The sequence below is a fragment of the Nocardia iowensis genome (assembly GCF_019222765.1).
GTDB lineage: Bacteria > Actinomycetota > Actinomycetes > Mycobacteriales > Mycobacteriaceae > Nocardia > Nocardia iowensis.
This window is the reverse complement of sequence record NZ_CP078145.1, coordinates 3,257,158-3,275,206: the sequence shown is the minus strand read 5'-3', so window position 1 is coordinate 3,275,206 and position 18,049 is coordinate 3,257,158. Positions and strand designations below refer to the sequence as shown.

Genomic DNA, 18,049 nt, shown 5'->3' with positions numbered 1-18,049 from the left:
GCCTGACTCACCGACTTCACCTCATAGCGTGGCCAATTCCGCCAGCTCCATCGCAACGAGTCCCTGTGCGACCGCGGCGGATTCGTGCTCGGCGGTGGTCCAGCCCCACCGGGCCCACCGGCTCGGCACACCTGCCGACTGAACCCGGGCGACATTGGTCAGGTTGTCGTCGATGAACAACGCCTCCTCCGTCGACACACCACGGCCCAGGCACAGGCACCGCGCCGCGAGCGCCTTGTCGCTGACGTCGCCGATGACGCCGGCGACATGTTTGTCCAAGCCGAAATACTCGAGAATCTCGATGCTCGATTCGGCGTCCTTGGCCGTGATGACGTACACGTTGCCGGAGTAGCGCCGCAACGTGCTCGCGACGCCGTCGAAGACGGTGTGCGCGCCGAGCCACTCGCCACGGCGGGTAGCTCGCCAACGGTGCCGCACCGCGGTGGCCGCGGCGACGAAGTCACTGCGCTCGGCATCCGAAATCGCGGTCTTCAAGCGGTCGAACTCCGCCTGACTGGTGACCGGCTCGTCCGGCGCGGCCTTGGCGACGAAGAAGTCGTCCAAGGTCCGGCTGAACGGGCGTAGCTGGTGGAACCGGTCGACGAACGTCGGCGGGATGGCCTCGAATTGCTGCCGCAGCGACAGCTGTGACGGCTCCTGGTCCGCGAACCAGGTGACGGCGGCACATTCGTCGACCGAGTCAGCGATGACTCCGTCGAAGTCCAGCAGCAACAGGCGCGGCGCGGGGTTCACGCGGCCGCCAATTTCTTGGTGGTCTCGAACACCGCCTGCATGAACCTGCCGACGTAGGCGTAGTACGAGCAGGTGATGATGTTGCCGTCGACAATGACGTCGGCATCGACGACATCGGCGCCCGCATTGATCACGTCATCCCGCAATCCGATGTAGGCGCAGGCCCTGCGGCCGTGCAGGACTCCCGCGCTCACCATGATCCAGGGCCCATGGCACAGCCCGGCGACCACCTTGCCCGTCGCGGCCATGTCGGCGACGAACCCGGTCGCGCGCTTGTCCTGCCGCACCCGGTCGGGGGCTTCGTGGCCGCCGGTGAGCAGCACCGCGTCGTATTCGTCGACATCGAGGTCGTCGAAGGACACCAGCGGTCCGGCGGTCTTGTCCATCGGCAGGGGCGTGCCGTACTTGCCGATGACGGGTCGGCCGTCCTTGGTGGCAATGTCGACGTCCCAGTTCTCTTCTCGGCAGCGATACCAGGTGTAGATGACGTCGTGGTCCTGGAACCCCTGGGCGGTGATGATGACTGCGCGTGGCATCGTTATCGGTCCTACTTTCGTATTTCGTTGAAACAGAAGGGGTTACCGGGCGGAGATCGCCAGGTACGTTTGGTCGGTGAGCACCGGCGTCTTGACTCCGGGCACCACGGGCAGCACCGGATGGCGGGAAATGAACGCCTCGAATCCGGTGGGGACGTAGAACAATTCGTTCGGTCGTGGGGTGTAGAAGATGTCCATGCCGGTGCGCAGGGTGAACTCGAACTTCCCCGCGGTACTGATCCGGCGCAGCTGGGTGTGCGGAACCTGGCGGAGCTCTTTCAGTTTCGATTCCCCGGCGCTGGTGACCTTGGACTCGTAGGTGGTCTTCGATCGGTCGTATCGGTCGCCGAGCCGGAGCAGATCGAACTTGTTGCGCGGGTGCTCGACCTCGATCAGATGCAATTCCGCAGACGTGGAACGGGTTCGGTGGAACGCTCCCGGCCCGATCGTCATCACCGTCCCCGCCGTGACCTCGTAGGACCCACCCAAGGTGTCGAACACGCCGCTACCGGACAGGCACAACAGCTCGGTGGTCTTGCGCAGGTGCGCGTGCATGGACGTTTCGGCGCCGTCGACGATGCACAGATGCCACAGGTCGTAGACCGGATCGGCGTAGACGCGGGACTCATGGCCCCACGGCTTCACGACGACCTGGGACAGGTCGTCGCTGTGCGACTCGTGCAGGATCGGGGTCTCGCTGGTGACCAGATCGCGGATGGCGGCGAAATCGGCGGCCTTGGCGCCGACGACGATATGTCTGGCCTGCAGCGGATGTGGTGCCAGGGCGGTGGTCATTGCATGGTCCTTTCCAGGGCGGCGTGCGTGGCCAAAATGGCGCTGAATTCAGGGAGGGAGGCGGGGTTCTGGGCGGAGATCAACGGGCCGTCGACCACGACGTGGGACTCCCCGTCGCCCGCGCGGGAGTAGTAGGCACCGGTGGCGATCAACGCTTGCTGTAGGGAAAAGGGCAGCAGGTCCAGCACGCCGCGGCTGATCTCCTCGGCGTCGGAGAACGCGGTGAGGTGTCGGCGGGCGGTGAACGCGGTGCCCAGCGTGTCGGTCAGACCGAGAAACGCCGCGGGCCCGTGGCAGATCGAGGCGATCCTGGCGCCCCGGACCAGGGAGTAATGAATCAGCGTGTGCAGGTCGGTCTTGTACGGAAAGTCCCACATGCACCCGAGCCCGCCGACGAAATACACCAGGTCGTAATAGTGTTCGAAGTGCGACCGCACGGTCGACGTCGGGACAGCGAGGTTTTCGCTGAAACTATGGATGAAAGAATTGATGGGATCGGTGATTTCGCCCTTCAGGACACCGTTGGCGGTGCCGCCGAGTAGCGACGCGAACGAGACCTGGTAGTCGAAGTCCTGCAGGACGGACCACACGGCCGCGGCTTCACGGATATCGAATCCCGTGGGTTTTGGGAAGCCAGGAACCCGCTCCACATTGGTGACGACGAATAGTGCACTACGCACGATGTTTCCTTCTCGAATAAACTCAGCGGCACAGGGCGCGCTGCAGGCATTGCTGTAAGCATTTCTGGACGGACACGCGTGGGTGTTGTTATGCGGCAGCGTCGGCTTGTTTCCGAGGCAGCAGCAGCGGTTCCTGTTTCATCGGAATCAGCTGTCCGGCAAACAGACCGGCGACGGTCCGGAAACTCACCCAGGCAACGATGAGTCCGTTCACCACCGCGCCGAAATACACGATGAACCACCACGGCCCGCCCGGCCGGAGCACGGCGGCCAGCGCCAGGACCAGTGCCGAGAACGGCATGGTGAAAGCCCACCAGGACAAACCGAAGGGGCTCGACACCAACCGGTCGATCCGGGCCAACTGCCGCACCAGCACATAGCAGGCGCCACCGAGAATGATCCCGGCGAGCGGGTTTCCCGGGGCGAGCACGACTATGTCGATACACAGCACCGCAGGCACCGCGAGGTCGATCGTGGTTGTCGGCGCCAACTGCGGCGAAAGGACTGCACCGGCCGAACGTGAAACCAGGTGCGACTGCGCCATGCCCGCAACGGCGAGACCGATTATCAGCCAACACAACCGCGCGTCTACATAGGAGTGTGCGGTGATGGGGACCATCAGGACGGCGATCCACGGGATGAGCTGCGGCGGCGTCACCGGCGTGTCCGGCGCTCGAGTCTGCGCCACCGTCAGTCCGGCCGCGGTGAGCACCGCGAGGCCGGTACCAGCGAGCGTCAGCACCGCGGCGAGTCGCGAGGCGGAGGTGTGAAAGACCTCTGCCGCCAAGAGAATCGTTACCGCCGGTTGCGCGTAGAACGACATAAGCGCGGGTGTTCGCAGGTCCTGCAACACGTTCCGTGGATATCGCACATATTTGGTCCCGTGCAACAGGGAAACCGCGAGAAGTAGTATCAGCGAAAACAGCGACATCGCCGTGGCGATCCCATAGAAGGCATCGGATGCGAAGTAGATGACGAGCGCAAATCCTTGAATGCCCATCGCCGGGCCAAAAGTTGCTGGTGGTAATGCCGACAAATCGATGCGATTGGTCGTCATAGGTTCTCCCCCCGGGAGTAATCTATCGATCAATGGTAGAAGCACCGCAACAAGACCGTCTGCAGTACGGCCTTCTATTCCCCCTCGGTAATGCTAGGCGGCGCGGGTGCTCGCCGTCGAGCCCCGATCTTTCGGGGGTACGGCCCAGCAGAATGCGGCAAATCTGAAATACGGACGGGCCATAGTAGTTGTTGTCAGTACCGATGTCCGGTCGGTGTAAAACTATCGACCGTGCGGTATGCATTTGGCTTGCCCGGCAGTCGTACACCGATTCCGAACCTCTTTTCGCGGTCATACCGTGCGCCGCCCTAACTGGACATCTAAGAAGTTACGGAGTTCTGGCTGCGATGGCATCGGATGGAAGTGGTGTCTTCCGTGAAACTCGCTCGGTAGCACCGCAGGTGGGGGTCAACCCGGATCGCAGCCGACGGTGCACCCGCTGAGCCATCCGCCGCCGGTCCGGGCTCAGCGCTGCGCGAAGCCAGTGTGCCCGGACCGTCTCCGAAGCCCATATTTGCAGTGGCACAACGACTCTCACCCCGAAGTTTCGGGGTTACCGGGCAACCGATCGTGGTTCTAGATTTCTGTCAGCCTTCGGAAGCTCCGAAGCCGAAAGGAACAGATGCGACACACCCTTCGAACAACCTTGCGCGTCGGCACCGGCACCGCTGTGGTCGCCGCCGCGATCGTGGCCGGACTCGGCCCCGCCAGCGCGCAGATCCCGCTCGAGGCCCACACTGCCGCGGAGCCGGCACCCGTCGCGGGGCCGCAGTATTGCCTCGACACCAACCCCATGAACCCGGGCATCAACCTCGCTGCCTGTTTGGCGAGTCTGTCGGCATCGATCTCGGGCGCCAAGACCGGCGGCTAGTAGACGAGCGCTCGTGTCCACCGATCGGTGGACACGAAGTTCGACCGGTCGAGGCTGTTGCCGTGGCCTGGTCACCGAGCAGCATTCTCGGCATGCGAAATCGTGTGGTCGCCATAGCTGGTTGGAGCGCTCATCATCCGTGGCGGGCCATTGTCGGGTGGTTCTTGTTCGTGGCGCTGTGCCTCGGAGCCGGGACCGGAATCGGCGGGAAGCCCGCTGCCACTGAGGATTTCCGGATCGGGGAGGCGGGCCGCGGTGAGGCGATCGCCGCGGCCGGTGGCCTACAGCAGCGGCCGATGGAACGGGTGCTCATCAGCGGCGCGGGGCAGTTGGATGCCACCGCCGACCGTGCCGCGCGCGACATCACGGATCGGATTCGAGCGTTACCCGAGGTGGCATCCGTAGCCGCACCGGTGTATTCGGCCGACGGCACGGCGCTCCGGGTCGATGTGACCATGACGGGTGCGGAACTCGACGGCAAGAAACATGTCGCGCCACTGCGCGCGCAGACCGAAGAGGTGCAGCGGACCAACCCGGGCCTCCGGATCGAGCAAACCGGCAGTCCGTCCATCAGTAGTGGTGTGGACGAGCTACGCGGTCGCGACCTGGCCCGCACCGAAATGATCGCGCTGCCGGTAACACTGATCACCCTGCTGGTGGTCTTCCGCTCGGTGGCGATGGCGCTGGTGCCGCTGCTGCTGGCCATCTCGTCGATAGTCGCGGCCATCGGCTTGTCGATGCCCGCCTCACATGTTTTCCCCGACAACGGGATCGGTACCAATATCATCCTGCTGATCGGGTTGGCGGTCGGCGTCGACTACACCCTGTTCTATCTGAAGCGTGCGCGCGAGGAGCGTGCTCGTGGCGGTGGGTTGCTCGGTTCGCGGGCGCTGGTCGAACTGGCCGCGGCGACTTCCGGCCGGGCCGTTGTGGTTTCGGGGCTCGCCGTCGCTGTTTCCACCGCGACGATGTATCTCGCCGATGATGTGATCTTCTCGCCGATCGCGACCGCCGCCATCCTCGTCACCCTGGTCTCGGTGGTCAGCTCGCTCACCGCGCTGCCCGCACTGCTGACGGTGCTCACCGATCGGGCCGAGCGGCGCGCGGCGCGCAAAGCCGCCGGGCGGCCAGCGCCCACGCACCGTGAGCCAACGAAGGGTGGCCGCATCACCGGTTTCCTGCTGCGCCGGACGTCGGCGAATCCGGTTGCCGCACTGGCTATCTCGGTGTTCGCCCTGCTCGCGCTCACGGCTCCACTCCTCGGCCTTCAGCTGTCCGACATGGGGCGGGAGACGCACCCGCGTGTCGTCCCAGCCATGCAAACCTTCGATCGGCTGAATGCCGCCTTCCCGGAACTGAAGTCGATGCACCAGGTGGTCGTCACTGCCGACCCGGCACGGGCCGACGATGTGGCCGGGGCGCTGCGCGCGGTAGCCGAACGGGCGACGACCGACCCAGCGTTCGCGGGCACCGCCGAGCTACGCACCTCCGCCGACGAACGGGTTAGCCTGCTGGAATTAGCGGTGCCACACTACGTCAGCGACCGGGCCGCCCAGCAGTCGCTCGAACGACTTCGCGCGGACTACCTGCCCGCCACGATCGGCACGCTGCCCGATGTGGAATTCGCGGTGACCGGCGATGTCGCCCGCTACGCCGACTACCCGGAGCACCAGAAGCGGAAGCTGCCGCTGATCATCGCGACGCTGCTGCTGGTGACCTTCGCCCTGACCGTCGCGGCCTTCCGCTCCGTCGTCCTCGGCCTGGTCGGTGTCGTGCTGAACCTGCTCTCGGCGGGCGCGTCGCTCGGCTTGCTGACTCTGGTGTTCCAGCGGACGTGGGCCGAAGGTCTGCTCGATTTCGATTCGACGGGCACGATCGGTTCCCGGATACCGCTGCTGCTGTTCGTGATCCTGTTCGGGTTGTCGATGGACTATCAGGTTTTCGTGATCAGCCGGATCCGGGAGATCGCGCTGGCCGGTGTGCCGACCCGCCAGGCTGTGCTCACCGGTGTCGGCGGCTCGGCGGGCGTGGTGACCAGTGCCGCGTTCGTCATGGTCACCGTCTTCGCCAGCTTCGTACCGCTGCACATCATGGAGATGAAGCAGATGGGGTTCGCGCTCGCGGCGGCCGTGCTGCTCGACGCCTTCGTCATCCGGATCGTGCTGCTGCCCGCGCTGCTGCTCCTGCTCGGTGATCGAACCTGGTGGCCAGCCCGGCCCGCCGTCGCCAGCGCGGGCCGCGTGCCGATGAAAGTAGGCTGATCGGAATGGATCAGCCGCCGCGTACCGACGACCGGTTCCGAATACGGGCACTGCGCCGGTGGTACATCGGCTGCTGGGTGCTGTTCGGTCTGTGTCCGCCGGTGATCGCGGTACACGACCGGACCGACGCCACCAAGTACGGAACGTGGGCGCTGGTGGCCTCGCTCGCCGCAGGCTATCTGCTCATGCAGGCGTACCCCCGCAATCCCGTCGTGCGGCCGGGCGGCTTCCTCGCTCTGCTGATCCTGGTACTCGGGGGGTCGGCCATCCTGCTGGACGGCGGCGCGGCGTTCTTCATCGTGTCGCTGCCGCTGTTCTGGATGTACACCGCCAACCCGCAGCGCGCGATCGGCTGGACCGGCGCCGGCGCGGTGGCGACGTTGATCGGGAACATCACCGGGCCACATTTTTCACCGGGCAATGCTGTGTTCACCCTGCTCGGCTTAGCCGGCGGCACCCTGCTCGGACTGTGGATGGACCGGGTGGTCAGGCAGGGCGGCGAACGCGCCCGCGCCCTGAGCGCGGAACTGGAACGCACGCAGTCCGAGTTGGCCGCGGCGCACCAGCGCCAAGGCGCGGCCGAGGAACGTGAACGGCTCGCCCGCGAAATCCACGACACCCTCGCCCAGGGTTTCGCCTCCATCATCGTGCTGGCGGAGGCGGCCCGGGGCGGTATCGACACCGATCCGGGGACGAGTGCCAAGCAGTTGCTCTCGATCGAGCGGACCGCCCGCGAAAACCTCACGGAGGCACGCATTCTCGTCGGCAGCGCGTCGGCGGGCGGTGCGATCGCGCAGTCGCTGCGGCGCGTGCTGGATCGGTTCGTCGAGGACACCGGGCTGATCGTGCACGCGGAATTGCAGGACGTCGACTGTGACCAGCTCACCCGGATCGCGCTGTTGCGCTGCGCCCAGGAATCGCTGGCCAATGTGCGCAAACACGCGGGGGCCAACACGGTGAGCGTTGTCCTTGCCCGCGGCGTCGCCGGACTCGAACTCGAAATCACCGATGACGGAAACGGATTCACCCCGCATGCGGCACGCGGATTCGGCTTGAACGGCATGCGCAACCGCATCGCCGAGCTCGGCGGCGACCTCACCGTGACCAGCTCGCCCGGCGAGGGCACCCGAATCTTCGCCCTGCTACCCGCGAACGATGGGATCTGACATGGCCGTACCCCTGCGCTTGATCCTCGCCGACGACCACATGGTGATGCGGGCGGGCATTGCCGCCCTGCTGGCCGCCGAGCCGACCATCGAGATCGTCGGCGAAGCGGCGGATGGCAGCGAGGCGATCGAACTCGTCGAGCGGCTGGCGCCGGACGTGGCGCTGCTCGATCTGCGGATGCCGGTGCTGGACGGGGTGGCCGCCACCCGAGAGATCGTCGGGCGCAGCGCAACCCGCGTGCTGATTCTCACCACCTACGACACCGATTCCGACATCGAACGCGCGGTCGAAGCGGGCGCCATCGGCTATCTGCTCAAAGACACCACCCGCGAGCAACTCGTCGAAGCCATTCAGGCCGCGGCCCTCGGCCGCACCGTCTTGGCTCCCCGAATCGCCGAGCGCCTGGTCGCCCGCATCCGCCGTCCCGAACCGATCGCACTGACCGCCAGGGAAATCGACGTACTGCACGCGGTAGCCGACGGCCTCTCGAATCCCGACATCGGCAAGCGCCTCACCATCGCCGAGGCCACGGTGAAAACCCACCTCCTGCGCATCTTCGCCAAACTCGATGTCAGCGACCGCACTCATGCCGTCGTCGTCGCCATGAACCGCGGCCTGCTGTTCCGTTCCACCGACGGGTAGTGCCCGGCCGACGGCGAGATCATGGTTTGCGAGCGACGGCTCCGTACGCGTACACCGAGGGTCCGGCTTCGGTGTCGGGCTTATCGGGGCGCCACTCGGTGATTTCCACGAAACCGGGCTCCACCATCTCCAGGCCGTCGAATGCGGCTTTGATCTGTTCGGTTGGACGCGGGTTGTACGGCAGGGCACCGGTTTTCGCGTATTCGTCGCAGAGGTGCACGAACTCTTTGTTCTCGTCGGAGGTGTCCCACAGGGTGAGGTAGCTGCCGGCGGGCACCGCGGCCATCACCGTCCGCACGATGCGATGCATTTCGTCGTGCGATTCGATGTGGCCGAGCACGCCCATGAACATGACGCTGATGGGCACTTCGAAGTTCAGGATGTTCTGCGCGTCGGCGATGATGATCTCGGGTTTGCGGAAATCGGCATCGATATAGGTCGTGACGCCTTCGCTGGTGGTGTTGGTCAGCATGGCGCGGGCGTGGGTGAGCACCAGCGGGTCGTGGTCGACGTAGACGACCTTGGACTCCGGCGCGATGCTCTGGGCGACCTGATGGGTATTTTGCATCGTGGGCAATCCGGTACCGATGTCGAGGAATTGGCGGATGCCCGCCTCGCGCGCGGCCCAGCTCACGGCCCGGATGAGGAACTGCCGGGACTGCACCGCCATCGTGCGAATGTCGGGATAGATCTGTGCGCTCTGGTCGCCGATGACCCGGTCGATCTCGAAATTGTCCGTGCCTCCCATCCAGTAGTTCCAGATGCGCGCCGAGGCGGGGATATCGGTGCGAATCTCTGGGTTGTGCTTCTCGGACATGATGGGGACTCCTCCGACAGTGATCGGTTCCATGACAACGTCCGCAGCACACACCAACAACGCCGCACTGCGTCCAGCCATGTGTCTATGCCCTGACGGTACAAGGTTCAACTCTTGCAGTAGGGCGGGATTTCGAGGAATTAACCCGACCGCGTTTAGTTCCTCCCCGCCTCGGTGAGTCGGGTCGAATCCGCCACCGGGACCTCCTGCGGGCGAACCCGGTGCAGACCGGAACCCGCAGGACTCAGGTCGATGTCTCACGATTCCGAGTCGGCAACCGGTTCCGGTCTGGCGGCCAACAGATCCGCGAAGGAGGTCGGCTCGATCGAACCGAGGAGCGTCGAAGGAACGTTGCGGCTGCTGCGCCAGAACATCTCGACAAGCTCGTCACGCTGAGACACCGATCGGTAGCCCAAACACTCGGTGACCGTGCAGTGCAGCGACCACAATGCCTGCATCGAGTCCCCGCCTTCCGATTTTTCGTCCAGGCCACCACGCATGAAACGTTTGAGTGCTTCCAGGGTTTCGCCTTCTATCAACGCGCTCAACCGAAACGCCGCCGTGTAGAACTGCGCTGCGCTGGTACGTAGGAGCTCGAGATCGGCAGGCTCGATCTGGGCTCTGCGATTGAGCGCCCAACCGCCGAGAAGGTCGAAAAATGCCGAAGCGATCAGCTCCGCGCGATGACTTTCCCGTGCCTGCTTGCGATTGCTTCGAACTTGGTAAGCGACCGTAATGAGTGAAACTACGATCGCGGCAGCCGCGAGAACCACTGACACCACTACAGTATGCCCCTAGGCCTACCCCGTCGTCGGCAATTAGCGACCGAGATGGGCTGCACCACAATGTATTACATAGCGTTCCCACTAGATCGGCTCGCGTGCCGCCGCCAGTATGGTGGCCCCCGATTCGTCGACTCGCGCGATTAGACCGGTCGGGGCCGCCGGGGTGCGTCGGAGGCGGGTCATGACGATAACGGCGGCGGCTCCGGCCAAGGCGATGCTCGCGGCAGTGGAGTAAACCGCGTCCAATCCGGCGGCGAAACCTGGGTGCGTGGGGGTGTCTGTGGAGGTGGCGTGGAATACCGCGCCCAGCACCGCCACGGTGAGGGCGTAGCCGAGTTGGCGTAACGCGTTGACCGTTCCCGAGGCCATTCCGCCGCGTTCGGCGGGGACCGCCGCCAGCGCGGCGCCGGTTACGGCGGGCATGGCCAACCCGGCACCGATCCCGGTGATCACCAATCCCGGCAGCAGGACGGTCCAATGCGAGTCGGCGTCGAGGGCTGTTTGCGCCAGGCCGCCAATACCGATCAGCGCCAGGCCGATTCCGATCGCCCATCGCGCGGGCACTCGGTGCAGCAGCCGTCCGCCCAGTAGCGACGTGATGAACACGGCCGCGGGCAGCGGCAGGATCACCAGTCCGGCCGCCATCGCGGACAGGTCGAGAACGGTCTGCAACCACAGGGAGGTGAGCAGCAGGGAAGCGAACGCCGCGCCGGATAGCGTGAGTGATGCGATGAGCACACCGACAAACGCTCGCTGCCGGAGTAGTTCGACATCCAACAGCGGGTGGGCACTGCGGAGCTGAACGACCGCGAAAGCGGCAAGTGCCGCAACAGCCGCCGCGAAAGCGCCCATCGTCACGGCGTCTGTCCAGCCGTCCTCGGCACCCCGGGTCAGACCGTAGGTCAGCGCGGCTGCGGCGACAGCGAACAGCGCCACTCCCGGGAGGTCTACCGGACGTGCCGAAGTGTCGCGCGAATCGTGCACCGAGCGCAGTGTCATCGCTATCGCGACCGCACTGACGGGCAGGTTGACCAGAAAGATCCACCGCCATCCGGCCTGCTCGGTGATCAACCCGCCCAGAATCGGTCCGATCCCGGACGCGGCGCCACTGACCGCAGCCCACACACCTAACGCCACGCTGCGATCCCGGCCCTGATAGGAGGAGTTCACCAGCGCCACCGTGGTGGCGAACATCGCCGCCGCGCCACTCCCCTGCACGGCGCGCGCGATAATAAGCAGCTCCGGATTTCCGGCAAGCGCGCAAGCTAGCGACGCCAGCGCGAAGACCGCCGTGCCGATGAGGTAAAGCCGACGCCGACCGATTCGATCGGCGACCGCTCCGGCACCCATCAGCAGCGACGCCAGTGCCAGGGCATAGACGTTCATCACCCACTGCAATCCGCCGAACGACACGTCGAGATCGCGCGCCATATCCGGCAGCGCGACCGTCACGATGTTCACGTCCACGAGCAGCATGAATGTGCCCAGGCAGACCGCTGTGAGCGGTCGCCATCGTCCCATCATCGCGATTCCTTCCGACATCAGTGATCAGTTCTCGATGACCTTCCGGCTGATCGAGGCGGTCTGGCACTTCAGCGAGCGATCTGTGACGCTGATTCGACATGGACTAGGTTTCTCTGAGTGGAAATCGACGTCGCCGATCAGCTCGACCAGCAGCTGATACAGGCGCTGCAACTCGACGGCCGTGCCTCGTTCAGCCGGCTCGCCGAGGTACTCGGCGTCTCGGACCAGACCGTGGCGCGTCGATACCGAAGACTCCGTTCGGCCGACCGGGTACGCGTCGTCGGCGTGCCGCCCGCCAACCATTACGGTCATGGCCGTTGGGTGCTGCGGCTGCGCTGTGCCCCCGGTGCCGCACCTACCGTCGCCACCGCACTCGCGCGCCGCCCGGACACCGCCTGGGTGCAGATCGTCTCCAATGGCACCGAGGTGCAATGCATTACCCGCGCACGCGCGGCCGAGGAAAGCACCGAACTACTCCTGGATCGCCTGCCACGCACCGGCCGGGTACTCGACGTCGCCGCCTACTCCCTACTGCACACCTTCTACGGTTCGCCCGGGCGGATCCGCCTACTCGACGCTCTGCCGCGGGCCAACGCACAACTACTCGGCTCGGACCCCAACATCACCGGCGCCGACCTCCCGCACTGCGACCCCGACGACCAGCGCCTGCTCGACGTACTCGCGACCGACGGCCGAATCGGCCTCGCCGACCTGGCCACCGCCACCGGGTGGTCGGTGTCCACGGTCCGCCGCCGGATCGACCAGCTGCGCGCCACCGGCGCCCTGCACTTCTACACCGAGTTCGACCTCGCCTACCTCGGCTACACAGCCGAAACCCGACTGTGGGCCGCAGTCTCGCCCGCCCAACTCGAGGCGACAGGAACAGCACTGGCCGCCCACCCCGGCATCGTCTTCGTCGCCGCCACCTCCGGCACCACCAACCTGACAGCGACCTTGGTCTGCAAGGACTCCCACGAGATCTACCGCTACCTCACCAACCAGGTCGCCGCCCTACCCGCCATCACCCACCTGGAAACGACACCCGTCCTACGCACGTTCAAACGCCTAGGCCACCTCCTGCGCTGACCCAGGGAAGCAATCGCTCTGCGCCGTCCGCACGTCTGCAATATCTGTCGAATCCTGGTTGCATCGAACATGTCTCCTTACCTGTCAGGTAATCGACTTCATGATCGTGCATCTTCGATGATGGTCAGGCACAGGATGATTGGAGAGATCAGATGCCATACTTCAGCTCGCACGACGGCACCACGCTGCACTATCAGGATTGGGGTAGCGGGAAGCCGGTGCTGTTCCTGGCCGGCGGGTGGCTGAGCAGTACCTCGTGGGAACTGCAGATGCTCCCGCTGACCCGCGCCGGACTGCGCTGCTTATCCTACGACCGGCGCGGGCACGGCAAATCGGACTGGGTAGGGCACGGCTACGACTACGATTCGCTGGCCGACGACTTGGCCGCGTTCCTGACCCATCTCGACTTGCGCGGGGTCACCGTGGTCGCGCACTCGATGGCCGGTGGCGAACTCATTCGCTATCTGACTCGCCACGGCAATGATCGGATCGCGCGCATTGCGCTGGTTTCGGCGACCGCGCCGTATCTCGCCCACGCCGAGGACAATCCGAATGGCATTCCGCAGCCGGTCTTCGAGGCCGTGAATGTGGCGAGGGCAGCCGATCGACCATTGTGGATGGAACAGAACGCACAGGCATTCTTCGCCACTCACCTCGGTAACCAGGTGTCCTCGGCGCGCATCGCGTGGATGGTCCAGAAATGCATGGACTGTTCGCTGTTGGCGGCCGACGAGATCATGAACACCGTCTACACCGCCGATCTGCGCGATGAGCTATGCGCGATCACGTTGCCGACACTGGTGATTCACGGCGATGCCGACGCCTCGGCGCCCATCGAGCTCTGCGGACGCGTCACCAAAGATCTGCTCGCGGACTGCGTCTACAAGGAGTATCCGGCCACCGGGCACGGCATCATGATCACGCACGCGGCCCAGTTGAACGCCGACCTGCTCGAGTTCATCAAGGCCTGAACGTCGTTGAGCGAGCCACACGGCGCAATCGCGCTGTGTGGCTCGCTGTATTCAGTTGCGGGAACCCTTCTCAGCAGGTGCCGGTGCCGGTGCCGCCGCTGCCGGGAGCGCCTGCGACCAGGCCCGGTCCGCCGATGCCGCCGGGGCCGCAAGCACCGATAACGCCGTTACCGGTCTTGGCACCGCCGTTGCCGCCGTTGCCGCCCGCGCCGCCGGTCCCGACGGATCCGCTGCCGCCGTTGCCGCCGCGTGCGCCCGCGCCACCGTTGTTGTGAGCGCCGGAGGCGTTGCCGCCGTTGCCCGCACGCCCGCCCGCACCGCCGGTATCGACGGCGATAGCGTTACCGCCGAGTCCGCCCGCCCCGCCGGGAGCGCCCGCAGTGCCTGAGCCGTTGGTAGCGCCGTTGCCGCCGTTACCGCCCGCGCCACCGGCTCCGCCTGAGCCACCGACCGGTCCGCCGACCCCGCCGGTGCCACCGGCGCCGCCTGCGCCCGAGACGCCGAGCCCGCCGGCGCCGCCGTTACCGCCCGCGCCACCGGCTCCGCCGCCGTAGCCGGCGCCGCCGTTACCACCGTTGCCGCCGGGACAGTTCTTGGCGCCGGGGCTCCCGTTGCCGCCTGCGCCGCCTGCCGGGACGGTTGGGGTACCCGGGGCGCCGTTGGAGCCGTGGACAGTGACGCAGGCGGCCGCGAATGCCGGTGGCGTCATGGCGACCATCGTGCCGGTGGTCAAGACCAGGCCGCCCAGGAGGGCCGCGATGCGTGTGCGTGTAGTGAGAGTTGTATTCATGGTCGTACTCCATTTTTGGCTGAAGCGCTGATGCGCTGAGGCCGATGTATCGGCACCGGCCGAGACGGCGCGCGATGTTATGCCTCCGATTCGACACAGAGGAATGTGAGTACGCCTCGCGCCACGGCGTATTCACCGGCTCGTCGATTAATCGACAAGTCAATTACTTCGCCGTTTTCGTCAGCGATGGGGAATGAGATTCAGGGGTGGGTGTTATCACCGGTGACGTCTGGGCTATCTACGAAATCCGTTGCTGCCGAAGCACTTACGGAGTTCCTACAGCGGCGATCGTCTGCGGTTCGTGAATAGTCACCCTTGCTTTGACTCATCTGCCAGCAATGGAAACACTGATGATGTTGCCTAGACTGAGCAGTGAACTCAGCATACCCCCTTTTAGCGCTGATTACTATGCAACCAATAACCGACCAACGAATTCGATATGCTTGTAACATTTATCTACCGGGCCGCGATACCGGGCCGCCAGGACGGCATCACCGAGGTCAGCGCGGGCGGATGTCCGCAGCCGGGTGATGCTGACGCGCATATTCTTTTGCGCCCAGGCTTCGAAACTGGTGATCCCCAGTCCTTGCGCGCGTTGCGTTCTCGCCAGCTGGCCGACCACGTTCAGCCCGTCAGGCGGTGAGCGCAGCACCGGCAGCCCGGCGGCTTCGAGTCCAGCCGATCAGCTGAAAAGATCAGCTCGTTGGGGGATATCCCTGATCCCTCGCTGCCCCCTACCGTCGGAGACAGGCGATTACCGGACGGGACGGCCACCCCTGCCTCGGGTTGGATCGGTTGATCGCCGAATAGGTCCGCCGGTCTCGGTTCTTGCCCGCCAGGCTGCAACTCCCCTCCCCTGGTCTCGAGGTCGGCGGGCCAACTCGGTTGCCACACAGCCGATCCCGGCGATGCGGAACCACCGTCTATCGGCCTTCAGCCGAACCGGGCAGGCCCGCAGGCGCTCTGAACGACGCACTCACTGACCGGAAGGACCGACATGGCGTTGCCACATTTCGATCGATTGTTGGCCGCGGTGGTAAGCGGAGCATTGATAACCATCATGGCGGCGTCTTGTAGTTCCACAGGAACCGATCGGACCGAGCCGAGCGCCGCCGAAGCCGGACGCGCGAAAGTCACTGAGGCCCTTAGCCAGTTGATCTCAGAGCACCAATTGCCCGGCGCGCAAGTCGTTGTCACCGATCACGGCCGGGTCTGGACCGCATCCGCGGGAGTAGGCGACCTCGAACGCGGCACTCCCTTCCCGGACGACGCCCGAGTCCGGATTGCCAGCAACACCAAGACCTTTGTGGCGACGGTCATGCTGCAGTTGACGGCCGAGGGCAAGGTCGAATTGGATGCACCGGTGGAACGGTATCTGCCGGGCGTAGTTCGTGGGCCGAGCATCGACGGAAACCGGATCACTATCCGAAATCTGTTGCAGCACACCAGCGGACTGCCGGACTACGCGGCAGAGCTCGGGGCGCCACCCCAAGCGGGTCAAATCGACTACACGAGCGAACCTGCGCGGTGGCAGACCGTGAATATGACCGAAGTAGTGCGCAATGCCATGACCGCACCCGCCGATTTCGAACCCGGAACCCAGTGGGCATATTCCAACACCAACTACGCCCTCGCGGGAATGGTGATCGAAAATATCACCGCAAGCTCGGTCGGCGCGGAGATCACCCGCCGCATCATCGAACCGCTCGGCTTACGCGACACCTACTATCCCGGCCCCGACGAAACCGACATCCGCGGTCCACATCCCCTCGGCTACAGCGAGATCGGCGGCAAACGGGTCGACTACACCAGCCAGAACGTGTCCTCGGCTGGTGCGGCGGGAGCGATGGTCGGTACCGGCGCGGACCTCAACCGCTTCTTCATCGCGCTCCTGGACGGAAAGCTGCTGCCGCCCGCGCAGCTGACGGAGATGAAACGTACTGTCCCCACAGCGGATCCGGGACCGCCGGTCGGCTACGGGCTCGGGCTGATCCACCGCCGACTGCCGTGCGGCAAAGACAGTTGGGGCCACGGTGGCGACATCGACGGTTTCCAGACCCGCGGCGACGTCACCAGCGACGGCCGCTCGGTCACGGTGAGCGTCAATCAGGTCCCCAAGACCGACAGGGCCGCAGACGATGTCATGAAAGTCGTCGACGTCGCCCTCTGCTCAACGACCTGAACATCGGTTAGTCCGATCAGAAGATCGCCACCGGGTTGACCGGAACTCCAGTCATGCCATGAATGCGGGGTGGCGCGGCCACGAACAAGAAGCTGTAGCGACCGAGCTCCGCGCAGGCGGCGGCGAGTTCGTCGGCGTCCACGGCGTCGATCAGCGGCATGCCCAGCCGCGGCAGACCCACCCCGTGCATAGCCGGAGGACCGCCCGGCTGCGGCGGATGGGCATCCGCGAGATCACCGGCGTACACCGATACGCCGCGATCGTGCATCCAGCGCAGCGCGTCAATGCTCATGCCCGGCATCGGGTTACCGCGATAACGCGTCGCCACCCAGCCGAACCGCGCGACCAGTGCGTCGCCGGACTCGACCCGGACGCCGTGGCGTTTCTCCGCGGCGTCGAGATCCTGCGACGTGACCGCGTGATCCACGGGCACCGGGCCGTCGACCGCGAGATCGAGCAACACACCCCTGGTCACGATCCCGGCAGCGAAAGCCGTGGTCGAACCGTGCTGGACTCCGCCCATGGTGACGCTCTCGTTCGCCGGGCGCCCCGGATACACCCGCCCGTCAACGGTGATGTGCGCCAACGCGTCCAGGTGCGTCGACATGGTGTGGTGATTGGTGACCAGCATGACGTCCGCGTTCGCGAGCGGCGGGTTTCCGGTGTACGCCATGATCTGCTGAACCGGCGACACCTCAGCAGTCTGCGGCGCGAAGGGGCCGCTGAACACCGGCGCCGGGTGGACAGGTACGGCCAACGACACCGAACGACCGGTGCGTACCTCGCGCGCGGCCCGCTCGCGTACCTCGTCCGTGATCAGGTTCAAAGTGCCCAATTCGTCGTCGTTGCCCCACCTTCCCCAGTTGCTCGGCAGCTCATCGTCCTGCCTTTCGGCGGCGGACTGACGGTCGGGGTGGATGGCGGACACTGTTGTCTCCTTCGGTAGTGATCGGCCGGACACCAGCGTCGCGGTGGGGCGGATGGGTCGCATCGGTAGTTTTCGCCTATCCGATGACCAGACCCGTGGTCACCACGGCGGTCGTGGGGGGCGGCAGGGGACGTGCGGGGCGGCGCGGTGGCGGTTATGTCGGCGCGGCGGCCGTCATGTCGGCGCGGCGGCCGTCATGTCGGC

At 65.4% G+C, this 18,049-nt stretch carries 17 protein-coding genes; 7 read left to right on the top strand and 10 right to left on the bottom strand.

Going from position 1 to position 18,049, the window contains the following annotated elements; all coding sequences use genetic code 11:
* Positions 1–21 precede the first annotated feature (21 nt).
* From KV110_RS15055 to KV110_RS15035, 5 genes are all read right to left on the bottom strand, one after another.
* Complete coding sequence (locus KV110_RS15055) at positions 22–753, bottom strand: HAD family hydrolase (RefSeq protein ID WP_218476739.1); 732 nt, start codon at positions 751–753, stop codon at positions 22–24.
* Positions 750–1,289 (bottom strand): DJ-1/PfpI family protein, encoded by a 540-nt coding sequence (locus tag KV110_RS15050; RefSeq protein WP_218476737.1) that lies wholly within the window; start codon positions 1,287–1,289, stop codon positions 750–752. Before KV110_RS15050 ends, KV110_RS15055 begins: the two co-directional genes overlap by 4 nt.
* Before the next feature lie 42 nt (positions 1,290–1,331).
* Positions 1,332–2,084 carry a cupin domain-containing protein gene (locus tag KV110_RS15045; protein ID WP_218476735.1) on the bottom strand — a complete coding sequence of 251 codons (753 nt, stop codon included), beginning with the start codon at positions 2,082–2,084 and terminating at the stop codon, positions 1,332–1,334.
* Positions 2,081–2,764 (bottom strand): type 1 glutamine amidotransferase domain-containing protein, encoded by a 684-nt coding sequence (locus tag KV110_RS15040; RefSeq protein ID WP_218476734.1) that lies wholly within the window; start codon positions 2,762–2,764, stop codon positions 2,081–2,083. Before KV110_RS15040 ends, KV110_RS15045 begins: the two co-directional genes overlap by 4 nt.
* Positions 2,765–2,852: 88 nt before the next feature.
* The gene (locus KV110_RS15035; protein ID WP_218476732.1) at positions 2,853–3,821 is read right to left on the bottom strand and encodes an SLAC1 family transporter; all 969 of its coding nucleotides are present in this window, start codon (positions 3,819–3,821) and stop codon (positions 2,853–2,855) included.
* Between the two features lie 622 nt (positions 3,822–4,443).
* On the opposite strand from KV110_RS15035, the gene KV110_RS15030 reads away from it, so the two are divergent.
* The 4 genes from KV110_RS15030 (at position 4,444) to KV110_RS15015 (ending at position 8,762) form a co-directional block, all read left to right on the top strand.
* The gene (locus KV110_RS15030) at positions 4,444–4,692 is read left to right on the top strand and encodes a hypothetical protein (RefSeq protein ID WP_218476731.1); all 249 of its coding nucleotides are present in this window, start codon (positions 4,444–4,446) and stop codon (positions 4,690–4,692) included.
* Positions 4,693–4,784: 92 nt separating this feature from the next.
* Entirely contained in the window at positions 4,785–6,953 is a 2,169-nt protein-coding gene (locus KV110_RS15025) for an MMPL family transporter (protein ID WP_218476729.1), read from the top strand.
* Positions 6,954–6,958: 5 nt separating this feature from the next.
* On the top strand, positions 6,959–8,119 hold the full coding sequence (locus KV110_RS15020) for a sensor histidine kinase (RefSeq protein ID WP_218476728.1): 1,161 nt from the start codon (positions 6,959–6,961) through the stop codon (positions 8,117–8,119).
* A 1-nt stretch (position 8,120) separates the two neighbouring features.
* Complete coding sequence (locus tag KV110_RS15015; RefSeq protein WP_218476727.1) at positions 8,121–8,762, top strand: response regulator; 642 nt, start codon at positions 8,121–8,123, stop codon at positions 8,760–8,762.
* 19 nt (positions 8,763–8,781) lie between these two features.
* Here the strand turns inward: KV110_RS15015 and KV110_RS15010 are convergent, their stop codons facing one another.
* The 3 genes from KV110_RS15010 to KV110_RS15000 all read right to left on the bottom strand — a co-directional run bounded on the left by KV110_RS15010 (position 8,782) and on the right by KV110_RS15000 (position 11,888).
* Positions 8,782–9,579, bottom strand: coding sequence for an SAM-dependent methyltransferase (locus KV110_RS15010; protein ID WP_218476726.1), 798 nt, complete (start codon positions 9,577–9,579; stop codon positions 8,782–8,784).
* Between the two features lie 257 nt (positions 9,580–9,836).
* Complete coding sequence (locus KV110_RS15005) at positions 9,837–10,358, bottom strand: hypothetical protein (protein ID WP_218476725.1); 522 nt, start codon at positions 10,356–10,358, stop codon at positions 9,837–9,839.
* Between the two features lie 87 nt (positions 10,359–10,445).
* A complete protein-coding gene (locus KV110_RS15000) occupies positions 10,446–11,888 on the bottom strand; it encodes an MFS transporter (RefSeq protein WP_218476724.1) in 1,443 nt (480 codons plus the stop codon).
* Between the two features lie 117 nt (positions 11,889–12,005).
* Here KV110_RS15000 and KV110_RS14995 point away from each other — a divergent pair, with 117 nt between their 5' ends.
* Both KV110_RS14995 and KV110_RS14990 read left to right on the top strand, forming a co-directional pair.
* On the top strand, positions 12,006–12,974 hold the full coding sequence (locus tag KV110_RS14995; RefSeq protein ID WP_218476723.1) for an Lrp/AsnC family transcriptional regulator: 969 nt from the start codon (positions 12,006–12,008) through the stop codon (positions 12,972–12,974).
* A gap of 152 nt (positions 12,975–13,126) precedes the next feature.
* Entirely contained in the window at positions 13,127–13,945 is an 819-nt protein-coding gene (locus tag KV110_RS14990; RefSeq protein WP_218476722.1) for an alpha/beta fold hydrolase, read from the top strand.
* A 70-nt stretch (positions 13,946–14,015) separates the two neighbouring features.
* Here KV110_RS14990 and KV110_RS14985 read toward each other — a convergent pair whose 3' ends face one another.
* Positions 14,016–14,735 (bottom strand): hypothetical protein, encoded by a 720-nt coding sequence (locus KV110_RS14985; protein WP_218476721.1) that lies wholly within the window; start codon positions 14,733–14,735, stop codon positions 14,016–14,018.
* A 997-nt stretch (positions 14,736–15,732) separates the two neighbouring features.
* Here KV110_RS14985 and KV110_RS14980 point away from each other — a divergent pair.
* Positions 15,733–16,917, top strand: a complete 1,185-nt coding sequence (locus KV110_RS14980; RefSeq protein ID WP_218476720.1) for a serine hydrolase domain-containing protein — start codon at positions 15,733–15,735, stop codon at positions 16,915–16,917.
* 16 nt (positions 16,918–16,933) lie between these two features.
* Here the strand turns inward: KV110_RS14980 and KV110_RS14975 are convergent, their stop codons facing one another.
* Complete coding sequence (locus tag KV110_RS14975; protein ID WP_246634549.1) at positions 16,934–17,845, bottom strand: cyclase family protein; 912 nt, start codon at positions 17,843–17,845, stop codon at positions 16,934–16,936.
* Positions 17,846–18,049: the final 204 nt, after the last annotated feature.

Excerpts from the sequence above, each read along its gene's own strand:
- KV110_RS15050 (WP_218476737.1), bottom strand. The coding sequence starts at position 1,289 with ATGCCACGCGCAGTCATCATCACCGCCCAGGGGTTCCAGGACCACGAC.
- KV110_RS15045 (WP_218476735.1), bottom strand. The coding sequence starts at position 2,084 with ATGACCACCGCCCTGGCACCACATCCGCTGCAGGCCAGACATATCGTC.
- KV110_RS15035 (WP_218476732.1), bottom strand. The coding sequence starts at position 3,821 with ATGACGACCAATCGCATCGATTTGTCGGCATTACCACCAGCAACTTTT.
- KV110_RS15030 (WP_218476731.1), top strand. The coding sequence starts at position 4,444 with ATGCGACACACCCTTCGAACAACCTTGCGCGTCGGCACCGGCACCGCT.
- KV110_RS15025 (WP_218476729.1), top strand. The coding sequence starts at position 4,785 with ATGCGAAATCGTGTGGTCGCCATAGCTGGTTGGAGCGCTCATCATCCG.
- KV110_RS15020 (WP_218476728.1), top strand. The coding sequence starts at position 6,959 with ATGGATCAGCCGCCGCGTACCGACGACCGGTTCCGAATACGGGCACTG.
- KV110_RS15015 (WP_218476727.1), top strand. The coding sequence starts at position 8,121 with ATGGCCGTACCCCTGCGCTTGATCCTCGCCGACGACCACATGGTGATG.
- KV110_RS15010 (WP_218476726.1), bottom strand. The coding sequence starts at position 9,579 with ATGTCCGAGAAGCACAACCCAGAGATTCGCACCGATATCCCCGCCTCG.
- KV110_RS15000 (WP_218476724.1), bottom strand. The coding sequence starts at position 11,888 with ATGATGGGACGATGGCGACCGCTCACAGCGGTCTGCCTGGGCACATTC.
- KV110_RS14990 (WP_218476722.1), top strand. The coding sequence starts at position 13,127 with ATGCCATACTTCAGCTCGCACGACGGCACCACGCTGCACTATCAGGAT.
- KV110_RS14985 (WP_218476721.1), bottom strand. The coding sequence starts at position 14,735 with ATGAATACAACTCTCACTACACGCACACGCATCGCGGCCCTCCTGGGC.
- KV110_RS14980 (WP_218476720.1), top strand. The coding sequence starts at position 15,733 with ATGGCGTTGCCACATTTCGATCGATTGTTGGCCGCGGTGGTAAGCGGA.